Raw genomic sequence first — 20668 nt, 5'->3', positions numbered from 1 at the left:
CGACCATGACGTCTTCGAAGCGAAACCGTGCCGAGGCCCTGCCGCAGGACCTCCAGGAAGTACTCCGCCGCCGGCTGGCCGGACGAGCCGCCGGCACCCCCGGTACCGCCGCCCGGCAGGCCATCCCGCGCGCCGACCGCACCCGGCCGCTGCCGCTGTCCTTCGCCCAGCAGCGCCTGTGGTTCCTGGACCGGCTGCGCCCCGGCGACCCGCGCTACAACAGCGCCGTCGCGCTGCGCCTCACCGGCGCCCTCGACCACACCGCCCTGTCCGCCGCGCTGGAGCACGTGGTGGCGCGGCACGAGGCCCTGCGCACCACGTTCCAGGAGACCGACGGCACCCCCGCGCAGACCGTGCGTCCCGCCGGGCCGCTCCCGCTGCCCGTCCGGGACCTGACGGCCGCCCCGCGCGAGGCCGAGACGGACTTGGACGCGGCCTTACTGGCCGAGTACGAGCGCCCCTTCGATCTGGAAGCCGGGCCGCTGCTGCGCGCCCTGCTGCTGCGGGAGGCACCCGACGCGCACGTCCTGCTCCTGACGGCCCATCACATCATCACCGACGGCTGGTCGATGGGCGTACTGCTGGAGGAGCTGTGCACCGCCTACGACGCCCTCGTCCAGGGCGCGCGGCCCGTGATGCCGCCGGTGGCCACGCAGTACCCGGATTTCGCCGTCTGGCAGCGCGAGCAGCTGTCCGGTCCCCGGCTGGATCGTCAACTGGCGTACTGGAAGGAGAAATTGTCCGGAGCGGTGGCGCCCGAGCTGCCGCTGGACCGGCCGCGGCGCGGCGAGGAGTCCGGCGCCGGCGCGGTGCACACCTTCACCGTCCCCGCCGCCACCACGCAGCGGTTGCGGAACCTGGCGGCCGAGCAGCGCACCACGCTGTTCACCGCCCTGGTCGCCACCTGCCAGACCCTGCTGGCGCGTTGGTCCGGGCAGGACGACATCACGGTCGGCTCGCTCACCCCCGGACGCGGGCGCACCGACCTGGAGCGGGCCGTCGGGTTCTTCGTCAACACCGTCGTGCTGCGCACCCGCGTCGAGACGAGTGGTTCCTTCCGTGACCTGCTCGCCGCTGCCGCGGACACCGTCAACGACGCCTTCGCCCACGGCGACACGCCGTTCGAGCGGCTGGTGGAGGCCGTCGGCGCGACCCGTGAGGCGGGCCGTAACCCCCTGTTCGACGTGATGGTCCTGCTGCACCCCGCGCCGCCCGCCGCGCCCGGCCTGCACGGCCTGGCCGCCTCCCCGGTCGCCGTGCCCCGGCGGGCCGCCACGTTCGACCTGAGCGTGGAGTTCGTCCCGGACGGAGAAGGGCTGACCGGCCTGCTGGAGTACCGCACCGACCTGTTCGATGCGGCCACCGCCGAGCGCATGGCGGACCAGCTGCTGCGCACGCTGGACGGCGCCGCCGCCGAACCCGACCGGCCGCTCGGTGCCCTGCCCCTGCTCTCACCCGAGCGGCAGCGGCAGGTGACAGAGGACTGGAACGCCACGGCGCGCCCCGTGTCCGAGGAGACCCTGCCCGAGCTGTTCGCCCGGCAGGCGGCACGCACCCCGCACGCCACCGCCCTCGTCGCCGGGGACGTCCGCCTGGACTACGCGACGCTCGACGCACGCGCCGACCGCCTGGCCCGTCACCTGGTGGCGCGTGGCGCGGGACCCGAGCGCCTGGTCGCGCTCAGACTGCCGCGCACCGCCGACATGATCGTGGCGATCCTCGCCGTCTGGAAGGCCGGCGCCGGCTACCTGCCCCTGGACCCCGCGCTGCCCGAGGACCGGGTGCGGTTCCTGCTGGAGGACGCGCGGCCCGCGCTGGTGCTGGACGAGGCCGCGCTGCGAGAGGCCGGCGACACCACCGGTGGCCCGCTCGCCCCGCCCGACCCCGACACCACCGCCTACGTCATCTACACCTCCGGCTCCACCGGCCGCCCCAAGGGCGTGGCGGTGACGCACCGTGCCGCGGCGAACCTCCTGGCGGGCCACCGCGAGGGCTTCGTCGCCGAGGCGGGCGGCGGCCCGCTGAGGGTGGCGCTGACGGCGTCGTTCTCCTTCGACACCTCGCTGGAGGGCGTGCTGCTGATGGCCGACGGCCACCCGCTGCACCTGGTCGACGAGACGACCCGGCTGGACGCCGCCGCGCTGGTCGAGTACGTCGTCCGGCACCGCATCGACTTCCTCGACCTGACCCCCACCTACCTGCGCCAGCTGCTGCCCGCCGGACTGCTCGACGACCCGCGCCACCACCCGCGCGTGCTCATGCTCGGCGGCGAAGCCGTCGGTCCCGCCCTGTGGCGGGAGCTGGCGGCGCGGCGGGACGTGGCCGCGTACAACTTCTACGGGCCCACCGAGTGCACGGTCGACGCGCTGGCCTGCCGTATCGAGGGCGACGGCCGCCCGACCGTGGGACGGCCGCTGGCCAACGTGCGTGCCTACGTCCTCGACGACCGGCTCCAGCCCGTGCCGCCCGGTGTCGGCGGCGAGCTGTACCTGGCCGGTGTGCAGCTGGCGCGCGGTTACAGCGGCCGGCCGGGACTGACGGCCGCGCGGTTCCTGCCCGACCCGTTCGGCCCGCCCGGCGCCCGCATGTACCGCACCGGCGACCTGGCCCGCTGGACCGCCGACGGACGCCTGGACTACCTGGGGCGCGCCGACGACCAGGTCAAGGTGCGCGGCCACCGCATCGAGCCCGGCGAGGTCGAGGCGGCCCTCACCGACCTGCCCGAGGTCGCCGCCGCCGCGGTCGTCGCCGTCACCGACCCGCGCGGCCACCTCCGGCTCGCCGCCTACCTCGTTCCCGCCGCCCGTGACGCGCGGCTCGCCGCGGGGGAGGTGCGGGCGGCCCTGCGGCGGGTGCTGCCCGACCACATGGTGCCGTCCTCCTTCACCGTGCTCGACGCCCTGCCGATGACCGTCAGCGGCAAGGTCGACCGGCGCGCCCTGCCCGCCCCCGACTTCGAGGGCGGCGAGCGCGAGCGGGAGTTCGTCGCCCCGCGCACCCCCGAGGAGGAGACCCTGGCCCGTATCTGGGCCGAGGTGCTGGGTGCGCGCCGGGTCGGCGTGACGGACAACTTCTTCGAGCTGGGCGGCGACTCCATCCTCAGCATCCAGGCCGTCTCCCGCGCCCGCGCGGCCGGCCTGCACCTGACCTCGCGGGACGTCTTCCGCCACCAGACCGTCGCCGACCTCGCCGCCGCCGCGTCCGTGCGCACCGCCGAGGTACCCGCGCCCCGGCGGCCGGCCGAACAGGGCCCGGCACCGCTGACGCCGGTCCAGGAGTGGTTCTTCGCCACGCACGGCCCGCTGCGCCACTTCAGCATGTCCATGCTGCTGGACCTGCCGCACGACCTGAACGAGCCGGCGCTGGAGCGCGCCCTGGAGGCCCTGGCCGCCCACCACCCGGCGCTGCGCACCCGGTTCGCCCGCTCGGGGGACACCTGGCGCCAGCACCCCGGCGAGGGCCCGGCCACCGGCCTGCTCACCCGCCACGACCTCTCCCGCGCCGCCGACCCGACGGCCGCCCGCGAACAGGCCGCCGAGGCCGCCCGCGCCGCCCTCGACCCGGAGACCGGCGCCCTGCTGCGCGCCGCCCTGCTGTCCCGCCCTGGCGAGCGACCGCAACTCTTCGTCACCGCCCACCACTTGGCGGTGGACAGCGTCTCCTGGCGGATCCTCCTCGCCGACCTCGCCGAGGCTTACCGGCAGGCGGCCCGGGGCGAGACGGTCCGGCTGGAGCCCGTGCCCACGCCGTTCACCGACTGGGCCGCACACCTCTCGCGCCGGGTGCGCGCCGGCGACCTCGACGCCGACCTGCCGCACTGGGCGGCCGAGGCCGCCCGGCCCCGCACCCCGCTGCCCGTGGACCGCCCCGGCACCCCGCTCGCCGGCTCGGTCCGCACCCTCGGCACCCGCGTGGACCGCGCCACCACCGAGGCCCTGCTGCGCCACGTGCCCGCGGTCTACCGCACCCAGGTCAACGACGTGCTCCTCGGCGCGCTGAGCCGGGTCCTCGCCGACTGGTCGGGCACCGAGCGGGTCACCGTCCTGCTGGAAGGCCACGGCCGCGAGGACGACACGCTGGACCTGTCCCGCACGGTGGGCTGGTTCACCGCCCAGTACCCCGTCACCCTCGCGCCCGCCGGAGCGGCCGAGGCACCCGACTGGGGCGCCACCCTCAAGGCCGTCAAGGAGCGGCTGCGGGCCGTCCCCCGGCACGGCCTGAGCCACGAGGCCCTGGCCCGCCTCGGCTCGCCCGACCCGGCCGCCCGCGCCCTGCGGGACGTGCCCCTGCCGCAGATCAGCTTCAACTACCACGGCCAGTGGGAGCCCGGCGACGGCGGGGACTTCGTCCCGGCGGGCGAGGCCCCCGGCCGCGACATCGCCCCCGACGAGCCGCTGGACCACCTGCTGGACGTCTCCGCCGTCGTCACCGGCGGCGAACTGGAGATCACCTGGCACTACAGCGACCAGGTGCACGACGAGGACACCGTCCGCGCCCTCGCCGACGCCATGACCCGCGCGCTCGCCGCCATCACCGAGCACTGTGCCCGCCCCGGTGCCGGCGGGCGCACCCCGTCCGACTTCCCGCTGGCCCGCCTCGACCAGGAGCGCCTGGACCGGCTGGTCGGTGACGGGCGGGACGTGGAGGACGTCCTGCCGCTGACCCCCCTCCAGGAGGGCATGCTCTTCCACCGGCTGGTCGGCGGCCCCGACGACGTCTACGTCGACCAGGCCGGACTGCTGCTGGAGGGCGTCGCCGACCCGCACGCCTTCGCCGTCGCCTGGCAGCGCGTCACCGACCGCACACCCGCCCTGCGCACCTGCGTCGTCTGGGAGGACGTACCGGTGCCCCTCCAGGTCGTGCGCCGCGACGTACGCATGCCGGTGACCCACCTCGACTGGCGCGACCTGGACGAGGCCGAGCGCGCCGAGCGCCTGGCCCGGCTGCGCGCCGACGACCTGGCCCGTGGCATCGACCTCGCCGCCGCCCCGCTGATGCGACTGACCCTGGTCCGGCTGCCCGATGCGCGGCTGCACCTGCTGTGGACCTCCCACCACCTGATACTGGACGGCTGGAGCCTGGCCCAGGTGCTGACCGAGGTGTGCGAGGAGTACGCCGCGCTCACCTCCGGCGCCGAGCCCCGGCCGCCGCTGCGGCGCCCCTTCGGCGACTACGTGCGCTGGCTCGCCGAACAGGACCCCGACGCCGCGCGCGCCCACTGGCAGGGCGTCCTCGCCGGCTTCGCCGAGCCCGTCCCGCTGCCCGCCGACCGCCCCCTGCGCGACGCCCACCAGGCCCGCTCCGCGGACGTGCACACGGCCGGCCTGGACGAGGAGGCGTCGGCCCGTCTCGCGCGCACCGCCCGCGAGGCCGGACTCACCCTCAACACGGTCGTGCAGGGCGCCTGGGCGCTGCTGCTGGCCCGTTACGCCGCCCAGGACGACGTGGTGTTCGGCACCACCGTCTCCGGCCGGCCCGACGACCTGCCCGGCGTCGAGTCGATGGTCGGCATGTTCATCAACACCGTGCCCACCCGCGTCCGCGTCGATCCCGCCCGGACGGCCGGCGCGTGGCTGCGCGAACTCCAGGACGCCCAGGCCGAGTCGCGGCGGTTCGCGGCCGTGTCGCTGGCGGAGGTGACCCAGCTGAGCGACGTGCCGTCCGGCAGCCCGCTCTTCCACAGCATGGTCGCCTTCGAGAACTACCCCTTCGACGAGGCCCGCGCGGCCGGTTCCGGGGTCCGCCTGGCCGACGTGACCTCCCGCGACGCCACCAACTACCCCCTCGTCCTGCGCGCCTACCACGGCGAACGCCTCGGCTTCGACCTCGCCTACGATCCGGCCCTGTTCGACGCCACGACCGTCCGCGCGCTCGCCGGCCGACTGTGCCTGCTGCTCACCGAACTGGCCGACGGCCCCGACCGGCCGCTGCGCGCCCTGGCATGGACGACGGCCGAGGAGCGGCGCCGGATCCTCACCGACTGGAACGGCACCGCACACGGCCGTCCCGCCGAGACGCTGGTGGACCTGTTCGAGGCGCAGGCCGCCCGCACACCCGATGCCGTCGCCGTCACCCACGGAACCGAGCACCTGGACTACGCGGCCCTCGACGCCCGCGCCGGCCGCCTCGCCCACCTCCTCGCCGAACTCGGCGCCGCGCCCGAACGGTTCGTCGCCCTCGCCCTGCCCCGCTCCACCGACCAGGTCGTCGCCGTCCTGGCCGTGCTGAAGACCGGCGCGGCCTACCTGCCGATCGACCCGAACTCGCCTGCCGAACGCATCACCCACCTCCTCGCCGACGCCGCCGCGGTGACCCTGGTGACCACCACCGCGGCCCGGGTCGACGGCACGCGTGTGCCCGTCCTCCTCCTCGACGACCCGGACACCGAGGCCGACCTCGCCCGCCGCCCTGCCACCGGCCCCGCCCAGGCTCGCCGACCGCTGCCCGAGAGCCCCGCGTACGCCATCTACACCTCCGGCTCCACCGGCCGCCCCAAGGGCGTGGTGATCCCGCACGCCAACGTGGTGCGGCTGTTCACTCGCACGAGCCAGTGGTTCGACTTCGGCCCGGACGATGTGTGGACGCTGTTCCACTCCTACGCGTTCGACTTCTCCGTGTGGGAACTGTGGGGCCCGCTGCTGCACGGCGGCCGGCTCGTCGTCGTGCCCGAGGAGACCGCCCGCTCCCCGGAGGACTTCCTGCGGCTGCTGGCCGACGAGCGGGTCACCGTCCTCAACCAGACGCCGTCCGCGTTCTACCCGCTCATCCGCGCGGACGCCGAACACCCCGAGACCGGCGCCCGCCTCGCGCTGCGCACGGTGATCTTCGGCGGCGAGGCCCTGGACGTCGGCCGGCTCGCCGACTGGTGGGCCCGCCACCCGGCCGGCGCCCCCCGCCTGGTCAACATGTACGGCATCACCGAGACCACCGTGCACGTCACCCACGCCCCGCTCGACCCCGTCACCGCCGCGAGCGGCCCCGCCAGCCCGATCGGCGTGGCCATCCCCGACCTGCGGGTGTACGTGCTCGACGCGGACCTGGCACCCGTGCCACCCGGCGCGACCGGTGAACTGTACGTGGCGGGGGAGGGCCTGGCCCGCGGCTACCTGGGCCGCCCCGGCCTCACCGCCACCCGTTTCCTTGCCGACCCGTTCGGCCCGGCCGGCAGCCGCATGTACCGCACCGGCGACCGCGCGAAGTGGCGTCCCGACGGCACCCTGGAGTACCTGGGCCGCGCGGACGCCCAGGTGAAGATCCGCGGCTACCGCATCGAGCCCGGCGAGATCGAGGCGGCCCTGCACACCCACCCGGGCGTCGCCGACGCCGCGGTCGGCGTGTTCGAGGACGCCTCCGGCACCCGCCGGCTCGTCGCGCACGTCGTCGGCTCCGGCGGCGCGGCCCCCTCGGCGGCCGAGCTGCGCGCCCATCTGGAGCGGCTGCTGCCCGCCCACATGGTGCCCGCCGCCTACGTGCCGATGGACACGCTGCCGCTCACCGTCAACGGCAAGCTCGACCGGCGCGCCCTGCCCGCGCCGACGACGGACGGCTACGCCGCCGACACCGACCGGACACCGCCGCGCACGCCCGCCGAACGGGCGGTCGCCGCCGCCTGGGCGGACGTGCTCGGGGTCGAGGAGGTGCACTCCGGGGACGACTTCTTCGCGCTCGGCGGCGACTCCATCCTCGCCGTCCGGGTCACCGCCCGGCTGCGCGCCGCGTTCGGCCCCGACGTCTCCCCGGGACTGCTGTTCACCCGCCGCACGGTCCGCGCGCTCGCCGCCGAGCTGGGCGAACCGGCCGGCGACGCGCCCGCCCCCCAGGCCGACGCGATACCGGCGGCCGACCCGCAGACCCCGGCGCCGCTGTCGCACGCCCAGCAGCGCCTGTGGTTCCTCGACCGGTTCGAGCCCGGCAGCACCGAGTACACGACGCTGTCCGTGCTGCGCCTGCGCGGCCCGCTCGACGAGCATGCCCTGCGTACCGCCCTGGACGGCCTGGTCGCCCGACACGAGATGCTGCGCACCACGTTCGCCGAACAGGACGGCCAGGCGTGGCAATGGGTGCACCCACCGCGCCCGGTCGGCCTGCCCGTGGACGACCTCACCACCGCCCCGGACCCGCGGGCGGCGCTGGAAGCGCTGCTGGAGCGCGAGGCGGCCACGCCCTTCGACCTGGCGGCCGGGCCGCTGCTGCGTGCCCGGCTGGCCCGCACGGCGGCCGACGAGCACGTGCTGGCCCTCGCCGTCCACCACATGGTGACCGACGGCTGGTCGCTCGGCGTCCTCGGCCGGGACCTGGGCGAGCTGTACGCGGCGGCCCGCGAAGGCCGCCGCCCCGAACTGCCCGAACTGCCCGTCCGGTACGCCGACCATGTCGCCTGGCAGCGCGCCCGCACCGAACAGACCGAGCGCCAACTCGCACACTGGCGCGAGAAGCTGGACGGAGTGCCGCTGCTGGAGCTGCCGACCGACCGGCCGCGCCCCGCCGTCCGCACCCGGGACGGCGCGCTCGTCTCCTTCGACCTGCCCGTCGAACTGACCGACCGGCTGCGCGAACGCGGCCGGGAGGCCGACGCCACCCTGTACATGACGCTGCTGACCGCGTGCACGGTCCTGCTGTCCCGCTGGGCCGACCAGGACGACTTCGCCGTCGGCACCGTCACCGCCGGCCGCGAGCGTCCCGAACTGCACGACGTGGTCGGCATGTTCGTGAACACCCTCGTGCTGCGCAACCGGGTGCGCCCCGGCATGTCGTTCCACGCCCTGCTGGAAGAGGTGCGCGGCACCGTCCTGGACGCGTTCGCCCACCAGGACGTGCCCTTCGAGCGGCTGGTGGATGCCCTCCAGCCCGAACGGGACACCAGCCGCACCCCCCTGTTCCAGGTCATGGTCGCCCTGCACAACCTGGGCGCCGAGGCTCCCGCGCTGCCGGGCCTGGACGTCGAACCGGTCCTGCCGCCGGTCCGGCACGCCACGTTCGACCTGGCCTTCGACTTCGTCGAGGGCGACGGCGGTGTCACCGGCCACCTGGAGTACAACACCGGCCTGTTCGACGAGGACACCATCCGGAGGCTGGCCGCCCGGTTGCGTCTCCTGCTGGAGGCGGCGGCGCGGGATCCCCACCGGGACGTACGAGCGCTGGACCTGATGACCGCCGACGAGCAGTGGCGCGTGCTGCACGACTGGCAGGGACCGCGGCTCACGGTCCCGGAGGCCACCTTCCCCGCCCTGTTCGAGGCGCAGGCGGCCCGCACCCCGCACGTCACCGCCCTGGTGGCCCGGGACGCCACGCTCACCTTCGCCGCCCTGAACGAGCGCGCCAACCGCCTCGCCCACCACCTGCTGGCCCAGGGCGTCGGCCCTGAGCGAGTGGTCGCCGTACGGCTGCCGCGCACCTCCGACCTGATGGTGGCCGTCCTCGCCGTCGCCAAGGCGGGTGGCACCCTGCTGTGCCTGGAGCCGGACCTCCCCGAGGAACGCCTCGCCGGTCTCCTCGCGGACGCGGCCCCGCACACCGTGCTGACCACCGGCACGCTGCGCGACACGCCGTGGGACCGACTGCCCGCCCACGACCCCACCGACCGCGACCGCCCGGCCCCGTTGCGCCCGGACCACGCCGCCTACATCGTCTACACCTCCGGCTCCACCGGCCGCCCCAAGGGCGTCGTCGTGGAACACCGCCACCTGGTGAACCTCGTCCACGACCACCGTGAGGGGCTCGTCGCCCCGCACACCGCGGACGGGCGGCGGTTGCGCGCCGCGCTCAGCGCCTCGTTCTCCTTCGACACCTCGTGGGAGGGCCCGCTGCTGCTCGCCCTCGGCCAGGAGGTCCACCTCGTCGACGAGGACGTACGCCTCGACCCCGAGGCGTTCTGCGCGCAGATCACCGAACGCCGTCTGGACCTGGTCAACGTCACCCCGCTCTTCCTGCGCGAACTCATCGCCGCCGGACTCCTCGCACCCGGCCGCCACCACCCGCGCGTCCTGCTGGTCGGCGGTGAGGCGACGGGCCCGGACACCTGGCGGGAACTGTGCGCCGCCGAAGGACTCGACGTCACCGCGTACAACATGTACGGCCCCACCGAGTGCACCGTCGACGCCACCTACGGGCGCGTCACCGACCGCCCCGACCGGCCGGTCATCGGACGGCCCGGCCGTAACCTGCGCGCCTACGTCCTCGACGGCGCCCTGCGTCCGGTGCCGCCCGGCACGCCGGGTGAGCTGTACCTCGCCGGTGCCCAGGTGGCCCGCGGCTACCTGAACCGCCCCGGCCTGACCGCGGCCCGCTTCCTCGCCGACCCGTTCGGCGCGCCGGGGGAGCGGATGTACCGCACCGGCGACCGCGCCCGCTGGGACGAGCGGGGACTGCTGGAGTTCCTGGGCCGCGCCGACGAGCAGATCAAGATCCGCGGGTTCCGCATCGAACCCGGCGAGGTCGAGGCCGCGCTGCTCGCCCACCCGGAGGTGACCGAGGCCGTCGTGACGGCACGCGAGCACGCGGGCCGGCTGATGCTCGTGGCCTACCTGGTGCCCGCCGGGGACACCGCCCCGACCGCCGACGAGCTGCGCCTCGCGCTGCGGCGCACCCTGCCGGACCACATGGTGCCGGCGGCGTTCGTGCCGCTGGCCCGGATCCCGCGCACCACCAGCGGCAAGACCGACCGGCGTGCCCTGCCCGCCCCGCCCGCGCAGCCCGACCCCGCCACGACGTACGTGGCACCCCGCCCCGGCACCGAGGAGACGCTGGCCGTGATCTGGGCGGACGTCCTGCGGGTCGAACGGGTGGGCGCGCGGGACAACTTCTTCGCGCTCGGCGGCGACTCCATCCTCAGCATCCAGATCGTCTCCCGGGCCCGCCAGGCCGGACTGGCGCTGACCACCAAGGACGTCTTCCGCCACCAGACCGTCGCCGAACTCGCCCTGCGGGTCACCGAGACGGCGCCGGCCGCGGCGCAGGAGGCCGTGCCCGCCGAGGCACCGCTGACGCCCATCCAGCGCTGGTACCTCGACGGCCGCCGCCCCGGTGACCCGCTGCGCTTCACCATGTCGCAGCGCCTCGAACTGGCCCCCGGAACCGACCTGTCCGCGCTGCGCACCGCCGTGGACGCCCTCGTACGCCACCACCCGGCCCTGCGCACCCGCTTCCGCCGCACCGAGGACGGCTGGCGTCAGGAGATCCTGCCCGAGATCCCGGACGGCATCGTCACCCACCACGACGCCGGCGGCCTCGACGGCCCCGCCCTGGAGACCGAGGCCGCCCGCCTCGCGGACGACGCCCGCTCCTCCCTCGACCCGGCCGAGGGCCGGGTGGTGCGCGTCCTGATCTTCGACCGCGGTCCGCACCTGCCCGCACAACTGCTGTTCACCGTCCACCACTTGGTGATCGACGGCGTCTCCTGGCGGATCCTGCTGGCCGACCTGGAGACCGCCCACCGACAGGCCGCGACCGGGCACCCCGTCGACCTGCCCCCGGCCACCACCGCGTACGGCCACTGGGCGGCCCGGCTGGAGGCGCACACCCGCTCCGGCGCCCTGGACGGCGACCTCGACCACTGGCGGCACACCACGGAGGCTCCTGCCGACCTGCCCGCCGGCCGGCCCGGCCCCAACACCCACGGCACCGCCGCCACCGTCACCGTGGAACTGGAGCCGGAGACGACCCAGGCCCTGCTGCGCCAGGTCCCGGAGGTCTACCGCACCCAGGTCAACGACGTCCTGCTCAGCGCCCTCGGCCGCACCCTGGCCCGCTGGTGCGGGCGTGCGAGCGTGCTGGTCGGCGTGGAGGGCCACGGCCGCGAGGACCTCTTCGACGACGTGGACCTGTCCCGAACGGTCGGCTGGTTCACCGCCGAGTTCCCCCTCGCGCTGAACGTCGCCCCCGACGCCGGCTGGCACGACACCTTGCGCTCGGTCAAGGAGCAGTTGCGCGCGGTGCCCCTGCACGGCCTGAGCCACGGCGCGCTGCGCCACCTCCTGCCCGACAGCCCGCTGGGCGGGGCCCCGGCACCGCAGGTCGGCTTCAACTACCACGGCCAGTGGGACGCCGACGGCGGCGGCAGCGGCCTGTACGGCGCCGCCCTGCCCCCGGTCGGCTCCGACACCGACCCCGACGCCCCCCGGCCCTACCTGCTGGACATCACCGGCGTGGTCCAGGACGGCCGGCTCGAACTCGGCTGGACCTACCCGCCGGCCGTCTACGACGAGTCCACCGTCCGCGCGCTCGCCGAGGAGATGTGCGCGGCGCTGCGCGAGATCGCGGCCCACTGCGCCCGCCCGGACGCGGGCGGCCGCACCCCGTCGGACTTCCCGCTCGCCGGACTCGGCCAGCCGGAGCTGGACCGCCTCGTGGGCGACGGCCGGCACGTCGCGGACGTCCTGCCCCTGACGCCCCTCCAGGCCGGCATGCTCTTCCACGGCTTGGTGGACACGGCGGGCGCCTACTTCGACCGGGTGGCCGTACGGCTGTCCGGGGTGACCGACCCGCGGGCCCTCGCCGCCGCCTGGCAGCAGGTCGCCGACCGCACCGAGGCCCTGCGCACCAGCGTCCACTGGCAGGGCCTGCCGCACCCCGTCCAGGTCGTGCACCGGCGCGTGGAACTGCCCGTCACCCACCTCGACTGGCGGCACCTGACGCCCGAGCGGCGCGAGCGGGAAACCGAGGAACTGCTGGCCGCCGACCGCGCGGCGGGCATGGACCTGACCACCGCACCCCTCACCCGCATCACCCTGGCCGCGCTGCCCGGCGACGAGATCCTGCTGCTGTGGTCCTCCCACCACCTGATCCTGGACGGCTGGAGCACCGGCCAGCTCCTCACCGAGGTGTGCGAGCGCTACGCCGCGCTCACCGGCGGCCGTGAAGCCCTCGCGCCGGTCCGGCGCCCGTTCGCCGACTTCCTGCGCTGGCTGCGCGACCAGGACGAGGACGCGGCCGAGGCCCACTGGTCCGGCCTCCTCGCCGGCTTCCCGGCCCGCACCCCGCTGCCGTACGACCGCACACCGGCCGAGCGGCACCGCGCCCGCGCCGCCGCCGTGGCGCACCGGCAGCTGGACGAGCACCTCTCGGCGCGGCTGCGGCAGACGGCGGCCCGGGCCGGGCTCACGGTGAACACCGTGATCGAGGGCGCCTGGGCGCTGCTGCTGGCCCGCCACGCCGGCCGCGAGGACGTCGTGTTCGGCACCACCGTCTCCGGGCGCCCGGCCGAACTGCCCGGCGTGGAGTCGATGATCGGCATGTTCATCAACACCGTGCCCACCCGTGTCCGGGTGACGGGCGGGGGAGCGGCGTCCTGGCTGCGGGAGGTGCAGGAGCGGCAGAGCGACGCCCGCCGCCACGACTTCCTCGCCCTGCCGCGCATCCAGGCGCTGAGCGAGGTCCCGGCCGGTGAGTCGCTGTTCGACAGCATGGTGGTGTTCGAGAACTACCCCGTCGACGAATCCGCCACCGCCCGCACGGGCGTGCGGGTGGAGGAGGTACGCGCCGACGACGCGCCGACCTTCCCGCTGTGCCTGCGCGCCCACCTCGGCGACCGCCTCGGCATCGACCTCGCCTACGACGCCACCCTGTTCGACGCGGACACGGCCGAACGCCTCACCGACCGGCTCGCGACCGTCCTGCGCGCCCTCACCGACGCCATCGAGGCCGACGCGGACGTGACCGGCCTGGAGCCGCTGACCGGGGACGACCACGCCCTGCTGGAGCGGTGGAACACCACCGCCCGGCCGACGGCACCGCACAGCCCCGTCGAACTCTTCGCCGAGCAGGCCCGCCGCACCCCCGACGCGCCCGCGCTGCGCGACGGCGACACCGAGCTGACGTACCGCCACCTGAACGACTGGTCCGACGCCGTGGCCTCCCGGCTCCTCGCCGACGGCCTGTGCGTCGAGGACCGGGTGGCGCTGTCGATGGACCGCTGTGCCGAACTCGTCGTCGCCCAGCTCGCCGTCCTCAAGGCGGGCGGCGCCTACGTCCCGGTGGACGCCCACGCCCCCGAGGACCGGCGGCGCACCCTGACCGAACGGGCGGGCGCGACGGCCGAGCTGACCGCCGCGGACGTCGCCGCCGCGCGCACCCCCGTGCCGGGCGCGCCCACGGCCGCCCCCGCGGACCCCGACCGACTCGCGTACGTGATGTTCACGTCCGGATCGACCGGCGAACCGAAGGCGGTCGCGGTACGCCACCGTGACGTGGCCGCCCTCGCCACCGACAGCCGCTTCACCGGCGGCGTGTGCGACCGGGTGCTGCTGCACTCCCCGGTGGCCTTCGACGCCGCCACCTTCGAGGTGTGGGCGCCCCTGCTCACCGGCGGCTGTGTCGTCGTGGCGCCCCCGCGGCCGCTGGACGCGGCACTGCTGCGGCAGCTGGTCCGCGACGGTGGCCTGAGCGTGCTGTGGCTGACCGCCGGCCTCTTCCGGCTGCTGGCGCAGGACGCGCCGGACTGCTTCACCGATCTGCGCCAGGTGTGGACCGGCGGTGACGTCGTACCCGCCGCGGCCGTGCGCCGTGTCCTGGCCGCCTGCCCCGGCCTGACCGTCGTGGACGGCTACGGCCCCACCGAGACGACGACGTTCGCGACGTCCTTCGCGCTCGCCGACGCGCGTGCCGTCCCCGACACCGTGCCCATCGGCCACCCGCTCGACGACCTGCGCGTGCACGTCCTCGACGGCCGGCTGCGGCCCGTACCGCCGGGCTGTGCCGGCGAGCTGTACATCGCGGGCGAAGGCGTGGCACGCGGCTACCTGGGCCGTCCCGGCGACACCGCGGCCCGCTTCCTCGCCGACCCGGCCGGCCCGCCCGGCACCCGCATGTACCGCACCGGCGACCTGGCCCGCCGCCGCCCCGACGGCACCGTCGAGTTCCTGGGCCGAGCCGACGACCAGGTGAAGATCCGCGGCTTCCGCGTCGAACCCGGCGAGGTGGAGGCGGCCCTGGCGGCGCACCCCGGCGTCACGGACGTGACGGTGGTGGCCCGCGAGGACCGGCCCGGCAGCCGTCGCCTGGTGGCCTACGTGGTCGGCACCGAAGACGCCGCAACCCTGCGGGAGTTCGCCCGCCGCACGCTGCCCGACTATCTCGTCCCGTCGGCGTTCGTCGCCCTGCCCGCGCTGCCGCTCAGCCGCAACGGCAAGGTCGACCGGGCGGCGCTCCCGGCGCCGGAGCCCGCGGGCGGCGACCGGCAGGACGCCCCGGCCGAGCCGCGCACCGACGCCGAGCGGCGCACCGCCGACGTCTTCGCCGACGTCCTCGGCGTGCCGTGCCCCGGTGTGGAGGACGACTTCTTCCAGCTGGGCGGTGACTCCATCCTCAGCATCCGGCTGGCCGCCCGCCTGTCCGAGGCGTTCGGCGCCGACCTGTCCCCGCGTGCGGTGTTCACCCACCCCACCCCCGCCGCCCTCGCCGCTCTGCTCACCGCCGACGGCTCCGGTGAGGCCGCGCCCGCCGCGATCGTCCCGGTCACCCGTGACACGCCCGCCCCGATGTCGTACGCCCAGCAACGCCTGTGGTTCCTCGAGGAGTTCGCGCCGGGCAGCGGCGAGTACGTCACCGCGCTGGCCCTGCGGCTGCGCGGCCGGCTGGACGTGCCCGCCCTCACCGCGGCCCTGCGCGCCCTGGTCGAGCGGCACGAGGCGCTGCGCACCACCTTCGACGCGGTGGACGGCCACGGTGTGCAGATCGTCCACCCGACGCGGGAGGTGCCCCTGACCCTGCACGACCTGTCGGCGCTCGCGGAGAGCGACCGCGCGACCCGGCTGGCGGGACTGCTGGAGGCCGAACGCGCCCGCACCTTCGACCTGCGGCGCGGCCCGCTCCTGCACACGGGCCTGATCAGGCTCGCGGACGACGAGCACGTCCTGACGCTGACCCTGCACCACATCGTCACCGACGGCTGGTCCACGGGAGTGCTCACCGGAGACCTCGCCCACTTCTATCGCGCTCAGCTCGGCGTGGAAAAGGCCCAGTTGCCGCCGCTGCCCGTGCAGTACGCCGACTACGCCCACTGGCAGCGCGGGCGCGGCACGGACGACCACCTCGCGTACTGGAAGGAGCACCTGGCCGGCCTGGAGGCGCTGGACCTGCCCACCGACCGGCCGCGTCCGGCGGTGCGCACCCACGACGGCGCCACCGTGCGCCTCGTCCTGCCCCGCGACACCACCCGCCGCCTCGCCCGGGTGGGCCGGGACCGGCAGGCCACCCTGTTCACCACGCTGGTCGCCGCCGCGCAGGCCTACCTGGCCCGCCTGACCGGCGGCGAGGACATCGCCGTCGGCACGGTCACCTCCGGCCGGGACCGCGCCGAGACCCAGCACCTCGTCGGGTTCTTCGTCAACACCCTCGTCCTGCGCTCCCGCGTCGAACCCGGCCGCCCCTTCCCCGAGTTCCTCAGCGAGGTGCGCGGGACCGTACTGGACGCCTTCGCCCACCAGGAGGCGCCGTTCGAGCAGGTGGTGGACGCGGTGCAGCCGGTCCGCGACACCAGCCGCACCCCCCTGTTCCAGGTCATGGTGGTGCTGCAGAACGCCCCGGCCGCCGCCCTCGACCTGCCCGGCATCGAGGTCACCGACGTCGACACCGAGCTGCGGCACGCGGCGTTCGACCTCACCCTGGAGTTCGCCGAGACCGGCACCGGGGAACTGCACGGCGTCCTCACCTACAACACCGACCTGTTCGACCCGGCCACCGCCGAGCGCATGGCCGACCAGCTCGGCACGCTCCTGACCGCCGTCGCCGACGACCCCGACCGGCCCCTGGGCGCCCTGCCCCTCGCCACCGACGAAACGCTCAAGGCCGTCCTCGACCAGGGACGCGACACCGCCCGCCCGGTCCCGGCGGCGACCCTGCCCGAGCTGTTCGAAAGGCAGGCCGCCCACACCCCCGGCGCCGTCGCCCTGGCCGACGCCGACGGCCGCGAGCTGACGTACGCGCACGTCGAACGCGCCGCCAACCGGCTGGCGCACCGCCTCATCGCCCAGGGCGTGGGACCCGAGCGGATCGTGGCGCTGGCCCTGCCCCGCAGCGCGGAGACGGTGGTGGCGCAGCTCGCCGTGGCCAAGGCCGGCGGCGCCTTCCTGCCCGTCGACCCGGACTATCCCGAACAGCGCCGCGCGTTCATGCTGCGCGACGCGGGCGCCTGGCTCGTCCTGGACGACCTCGCCGCCGTGTGGGACGCGGACGGCCCCGACACCGCGCCCACGGACGCCGACCGCACGGCCGCGCTGACCACCGACCACCCGGCGTACGTGATCTACACGTCCGGTTCCACCGGCACACCGAAGGGCGTGACGGTGACGCACCGCGGCCTGGCCGCCTTCGCCACGGCCGCCGCCGGCCGCTACGACGCGGGCCCCGGCGACCGGGTGCTGCAGTTCGCCTCGCCCAGCTTCGACGCCTCGGTGCTGGAGCTGTGCGTGTCCCTGCTCAGCGGAGCCACCCTGATCACCGGGGAGGAAGGCCCTCTCGTCGGCGAACGGCTCGCCCAGGTCCTCGCCGAGCGGCGCGTCAGCCACACGCTGATCCCGCCGGCCGCCCTGGCCACGGTCGCCCCCGAGACCGCCGGCGCCCTGCCGCACCTGCGCACCCTCATCGTCGGCGCCGAGGCGTGCCCGGCCCACCTCGTCGAACGGTGGGCCCCCGGCCGGCGGATGATCAACTCGTACGGCCCGACCGAGGCCACCGTCGTCGCCACCTGGACCGGCCCGCTCGCCCCGGGCACGGGCGCCCCGCCGATCGGACGCCCGGCCGGCGCCACCCGCGTCCACGTCCTCGACGCGGCGCTGCGGCCCGTCCCGCCCGGCGTCACCGGCGAACTGTACGTGGCCGGACCCGGACTGGCCCGCGGCTACCTGAACCGGCCCGGCCTGACCGCCGCCCGGTTCGTCGCCGACCCGTTCGGGGCGCCCGGAGAGCGCATGTACCGCACCGGCGACCTGGCCCGCTGGGACTCCCACGGTGAACTGCGCTTCGCCGGACGCGCCGACGAGCAGGTCAAACTGCGCGGCTTCCGCATCGAACCCGGAGAGATCGAGAGCGCGCTGCGCCGCAGCCCGCGGGTGCGCGACGCGGTGGTCACCGTACGCGGCGGCGGCAGCGACCCGGACGGTCGCTCCGGCGGACGGCTGGTCGCCCACGTCGTACCCGCCGAGGGCACCCCCGAGGAACTGCCGGTACCGGAGCTGCGCGACCACCTCGCCGGGCTGCTCCCGCCGCACATGATCCCGTCGGCGTTCGTGCCGCTCGCCCACCTGCCGCTCACCCCGAACGGCAAGACCGACCGGGGCGCCCTCCCCGAACCCGGCCCCACCCACACCGCCACCGGGCCGCACACGCCACCGCGCACCGACACCGAACACCGCATCGCCCGCATCTGGGCCGACGTCCTCGGCGTGGCCGACGTCGGCGCGCACGACAACTTCTTCCACCTCGGCGGCGACTCCATCCTGAGCATGCAGGTCGTCTCCCGGCTGCGCCGCGACGGGCTGCACCTGACCACCCGTGACCTCTTCACCCACCAGACGGTCGCCGAGCTGGCCGACGTCGTCACCGACGCCCCCCAGCACTCCGGGGACGAACCGGTGACCGGTGACGTGCCGCTCACCCCCGTCCAGGAGTGGTTCCTGACCAGCCCGCGCGCCAACCACGACCACTTCAACCAGTCACTGCTCCTGGAACTCACCGCCGACGTGGACGCGACCGCCCTGGAAACGGCCCTGAACGCCCTGCTCGACCACCACGACGCCCTGCGCATGCGCTTCACCGCCGACCAGGACGGCTGGCACCAGTTCAACCCGCCGACGACCGACACCGACCGCGACCGGCTCCTGACCCGCCACGACCTGAGCGGACTGACCTCCACCGAGGCCGACGCGGTGATGGAGAAGGCCGCCGACGACCTGCACACCGGCTTCGACCTGGCGCGCGGCCCGCTGCTGCGGGCGGCCCTGTTCACCGGCGACGCCGACCGGCCCGCCTTCCTCCTCCTGGTCGCCCACCACCTGGTCGTGGACGCCGTGTCCTGGCGCATCCTGCGCGACGACCTGGAGGTCGCCTACCGCCAGGCCGCCCAGGGCGAACCCGTCACGCCGGGAGAGCGCACCACATCCTTCCGCGACTGGGCCCGAGGCCTCGAAGCGCACGTCGCGTCCGGCGCCCTCGACGACGAACTGCCCTACTGGGAACGAGCGGTGAACGCCGCACCACTGCCGGCCGAGACACCCGCCGGGCCCGGGACGGATGTCGTCGGCACACTCACCGTCGAACTGGACGAGGCGGACACCGAGGCCCTGCTGCGCGCCGCGCCGACCGCCTACCGCACCCGCGTCAACGACGTGCTGCTCGCCGCCCTCGCCCTGGCCCTGGCCCGCTGGACCGGCCGCGAGGAGGTCCGCCTGGACCTGGAAGGACACGGCCGCGAGGACGTCCTCGACGACGTGGACCTGACCCGCACGGTCGGTTGGTTCACCACCGTCCACCCGGTCGCCCTCCAGGTGCCCGAACCCGCCGACCTGAGCCCCGACCGGGACTGGCGGACCCTGGTGAAGTCGGTGCGCCGCCAGCTGCGTGCCGTCCCCGGCAACGGCCTCGGCTTCGGCGCCCTGCGCACCTTCGGCCCGCCCGAGGTGCGCGAGCGGCTCGGCCGGGCCGCGCACGGGCAGGTCGTCTTCAACTACCTCGGGCAGTGGGACGCCCGCCCCGAGAAGGCGGGCGACGGCCTGGTGCGTGCCGAGCACGGCTCGTTCGGCCGTCACCACGACCCGCGCGACAGCGGCTCCCACCCGCTGGAGATCGTCGGCGCGGTGCAGGGCGGCCGGCTGTCCTTCACCTGGCACCACCGGCCCGTCCTGCACGCCACCGACACCGTGCGGGCCGTCGCCGAGGACTTCGCCCGGGCCCTGCGCCACATCGCCCACCACGCCCGCGACCGCCGGTGACACCCCGCCCCGCGGCCCGCGCCCCACCGCCGCAGACGCACCACGAACCCCTTCCCAGCCCCCTTCACCACCCGATCACCACCCGAGAGAGCGAGACCGCCGGACATGGACGAGAACACCCGCTACCAGGTGCTGCGCAACGACGAGGAGCAGTACTCGCTGTGGCCCGCCGACATCGAGGTGCCCGCCGGCTGGCAGCCCGTCGGCAAGGAGGGCACGGAGGCGGAGTGCTCCGCCTACGTCGACGAGGTCTGGACCGACATGCGTCCGCGCAGCCTGCGCGAGCGCATGGAGAACGCCGAAGCCTGACGTGCTCGCGCGGAGCCACGAAGGACCGGGCCGGGGTGCGTCCCGCAGCCGCGCACCCCGGTCCGGTTCCGCCCGCCTCCCCGCATGTCCCGAGGAGCCCTCATGACCACACCGGTCCTGCACACCGAACGACTCACCTTCCGCCCCTACCGCCCCGAGGACGAGGACGTCTTCGTGGAGCTGCTGCGCGACGAGGAGGTCTGCCGCTGGATGGGCCAGGAACGCGTGCCCGAGGCGGACATCCGCACGCTGTTCCGCGCCATCCTCACCGAGGTCTACCCCAAGCGCCGGTTCGACGTGTGGGGACTGTGGCAGGACGACGCCTTCATCGGACACGCGGAGGTGAAGAAGACCGGCAACGTCGACGGACACGAGCTGATCGCCGCCCTCGCACCCCCGTACTGGGGCCGGGGCCTGGGCACCGAAGTGGTCCGCGG

3 protein-coding genes are annotated in these 20668 nt (G+C 75.4%); all 3 read left to right on the top strand.

Features of this window, described 5'->3' with window-relative positions:
- The first annotated feature begins 5 nt into the window (after positions 1-5).
- Complete coding sequence (locus RIM90_RS11830) at positions 6-19922, top strand: non-ribosomal peptide synthase/polyketide synthase (RefSeq protein WP_309060600.1); 19917 nt, start codon at positions 6-8, stop codon at positions 19920-19922.
- Between the two features lie 105 nt (positions 19923-20027).
- On the top strand, positions 20028-20231 hold the full coding sequence (locus RIM90_RS11825) for an MbtH family NRPS accessory protein (RefSeq protein WP_309060599.1): 204 nt from the start codon (positions 20028-20030) through the stop codon (positions 20229-20231).
- A gap of 102 nt (positions 20232-20333) precedes the next feature.
- Positions 20334-20668 (top strand): GNAT family N-acetyltransferase (locus tag RIM90_RS11820; protein ID WP_309060598.1); only part of this gene is annotated, 335 nt, incomplete at its 3' end.

The sequence above is a fragment of the Streptomyces sp. genome (genome assembly GCF_031181555.1).
GTDB lineage: Bacteria > Actinomycetota > Actinomycetes > Streptomycetales > Streptomycetaceae > Streptomyces > Streptomyces fimbriatus.
This window is presented reverse-complemented; position numbering and strand designations above follow the sequence as displayed.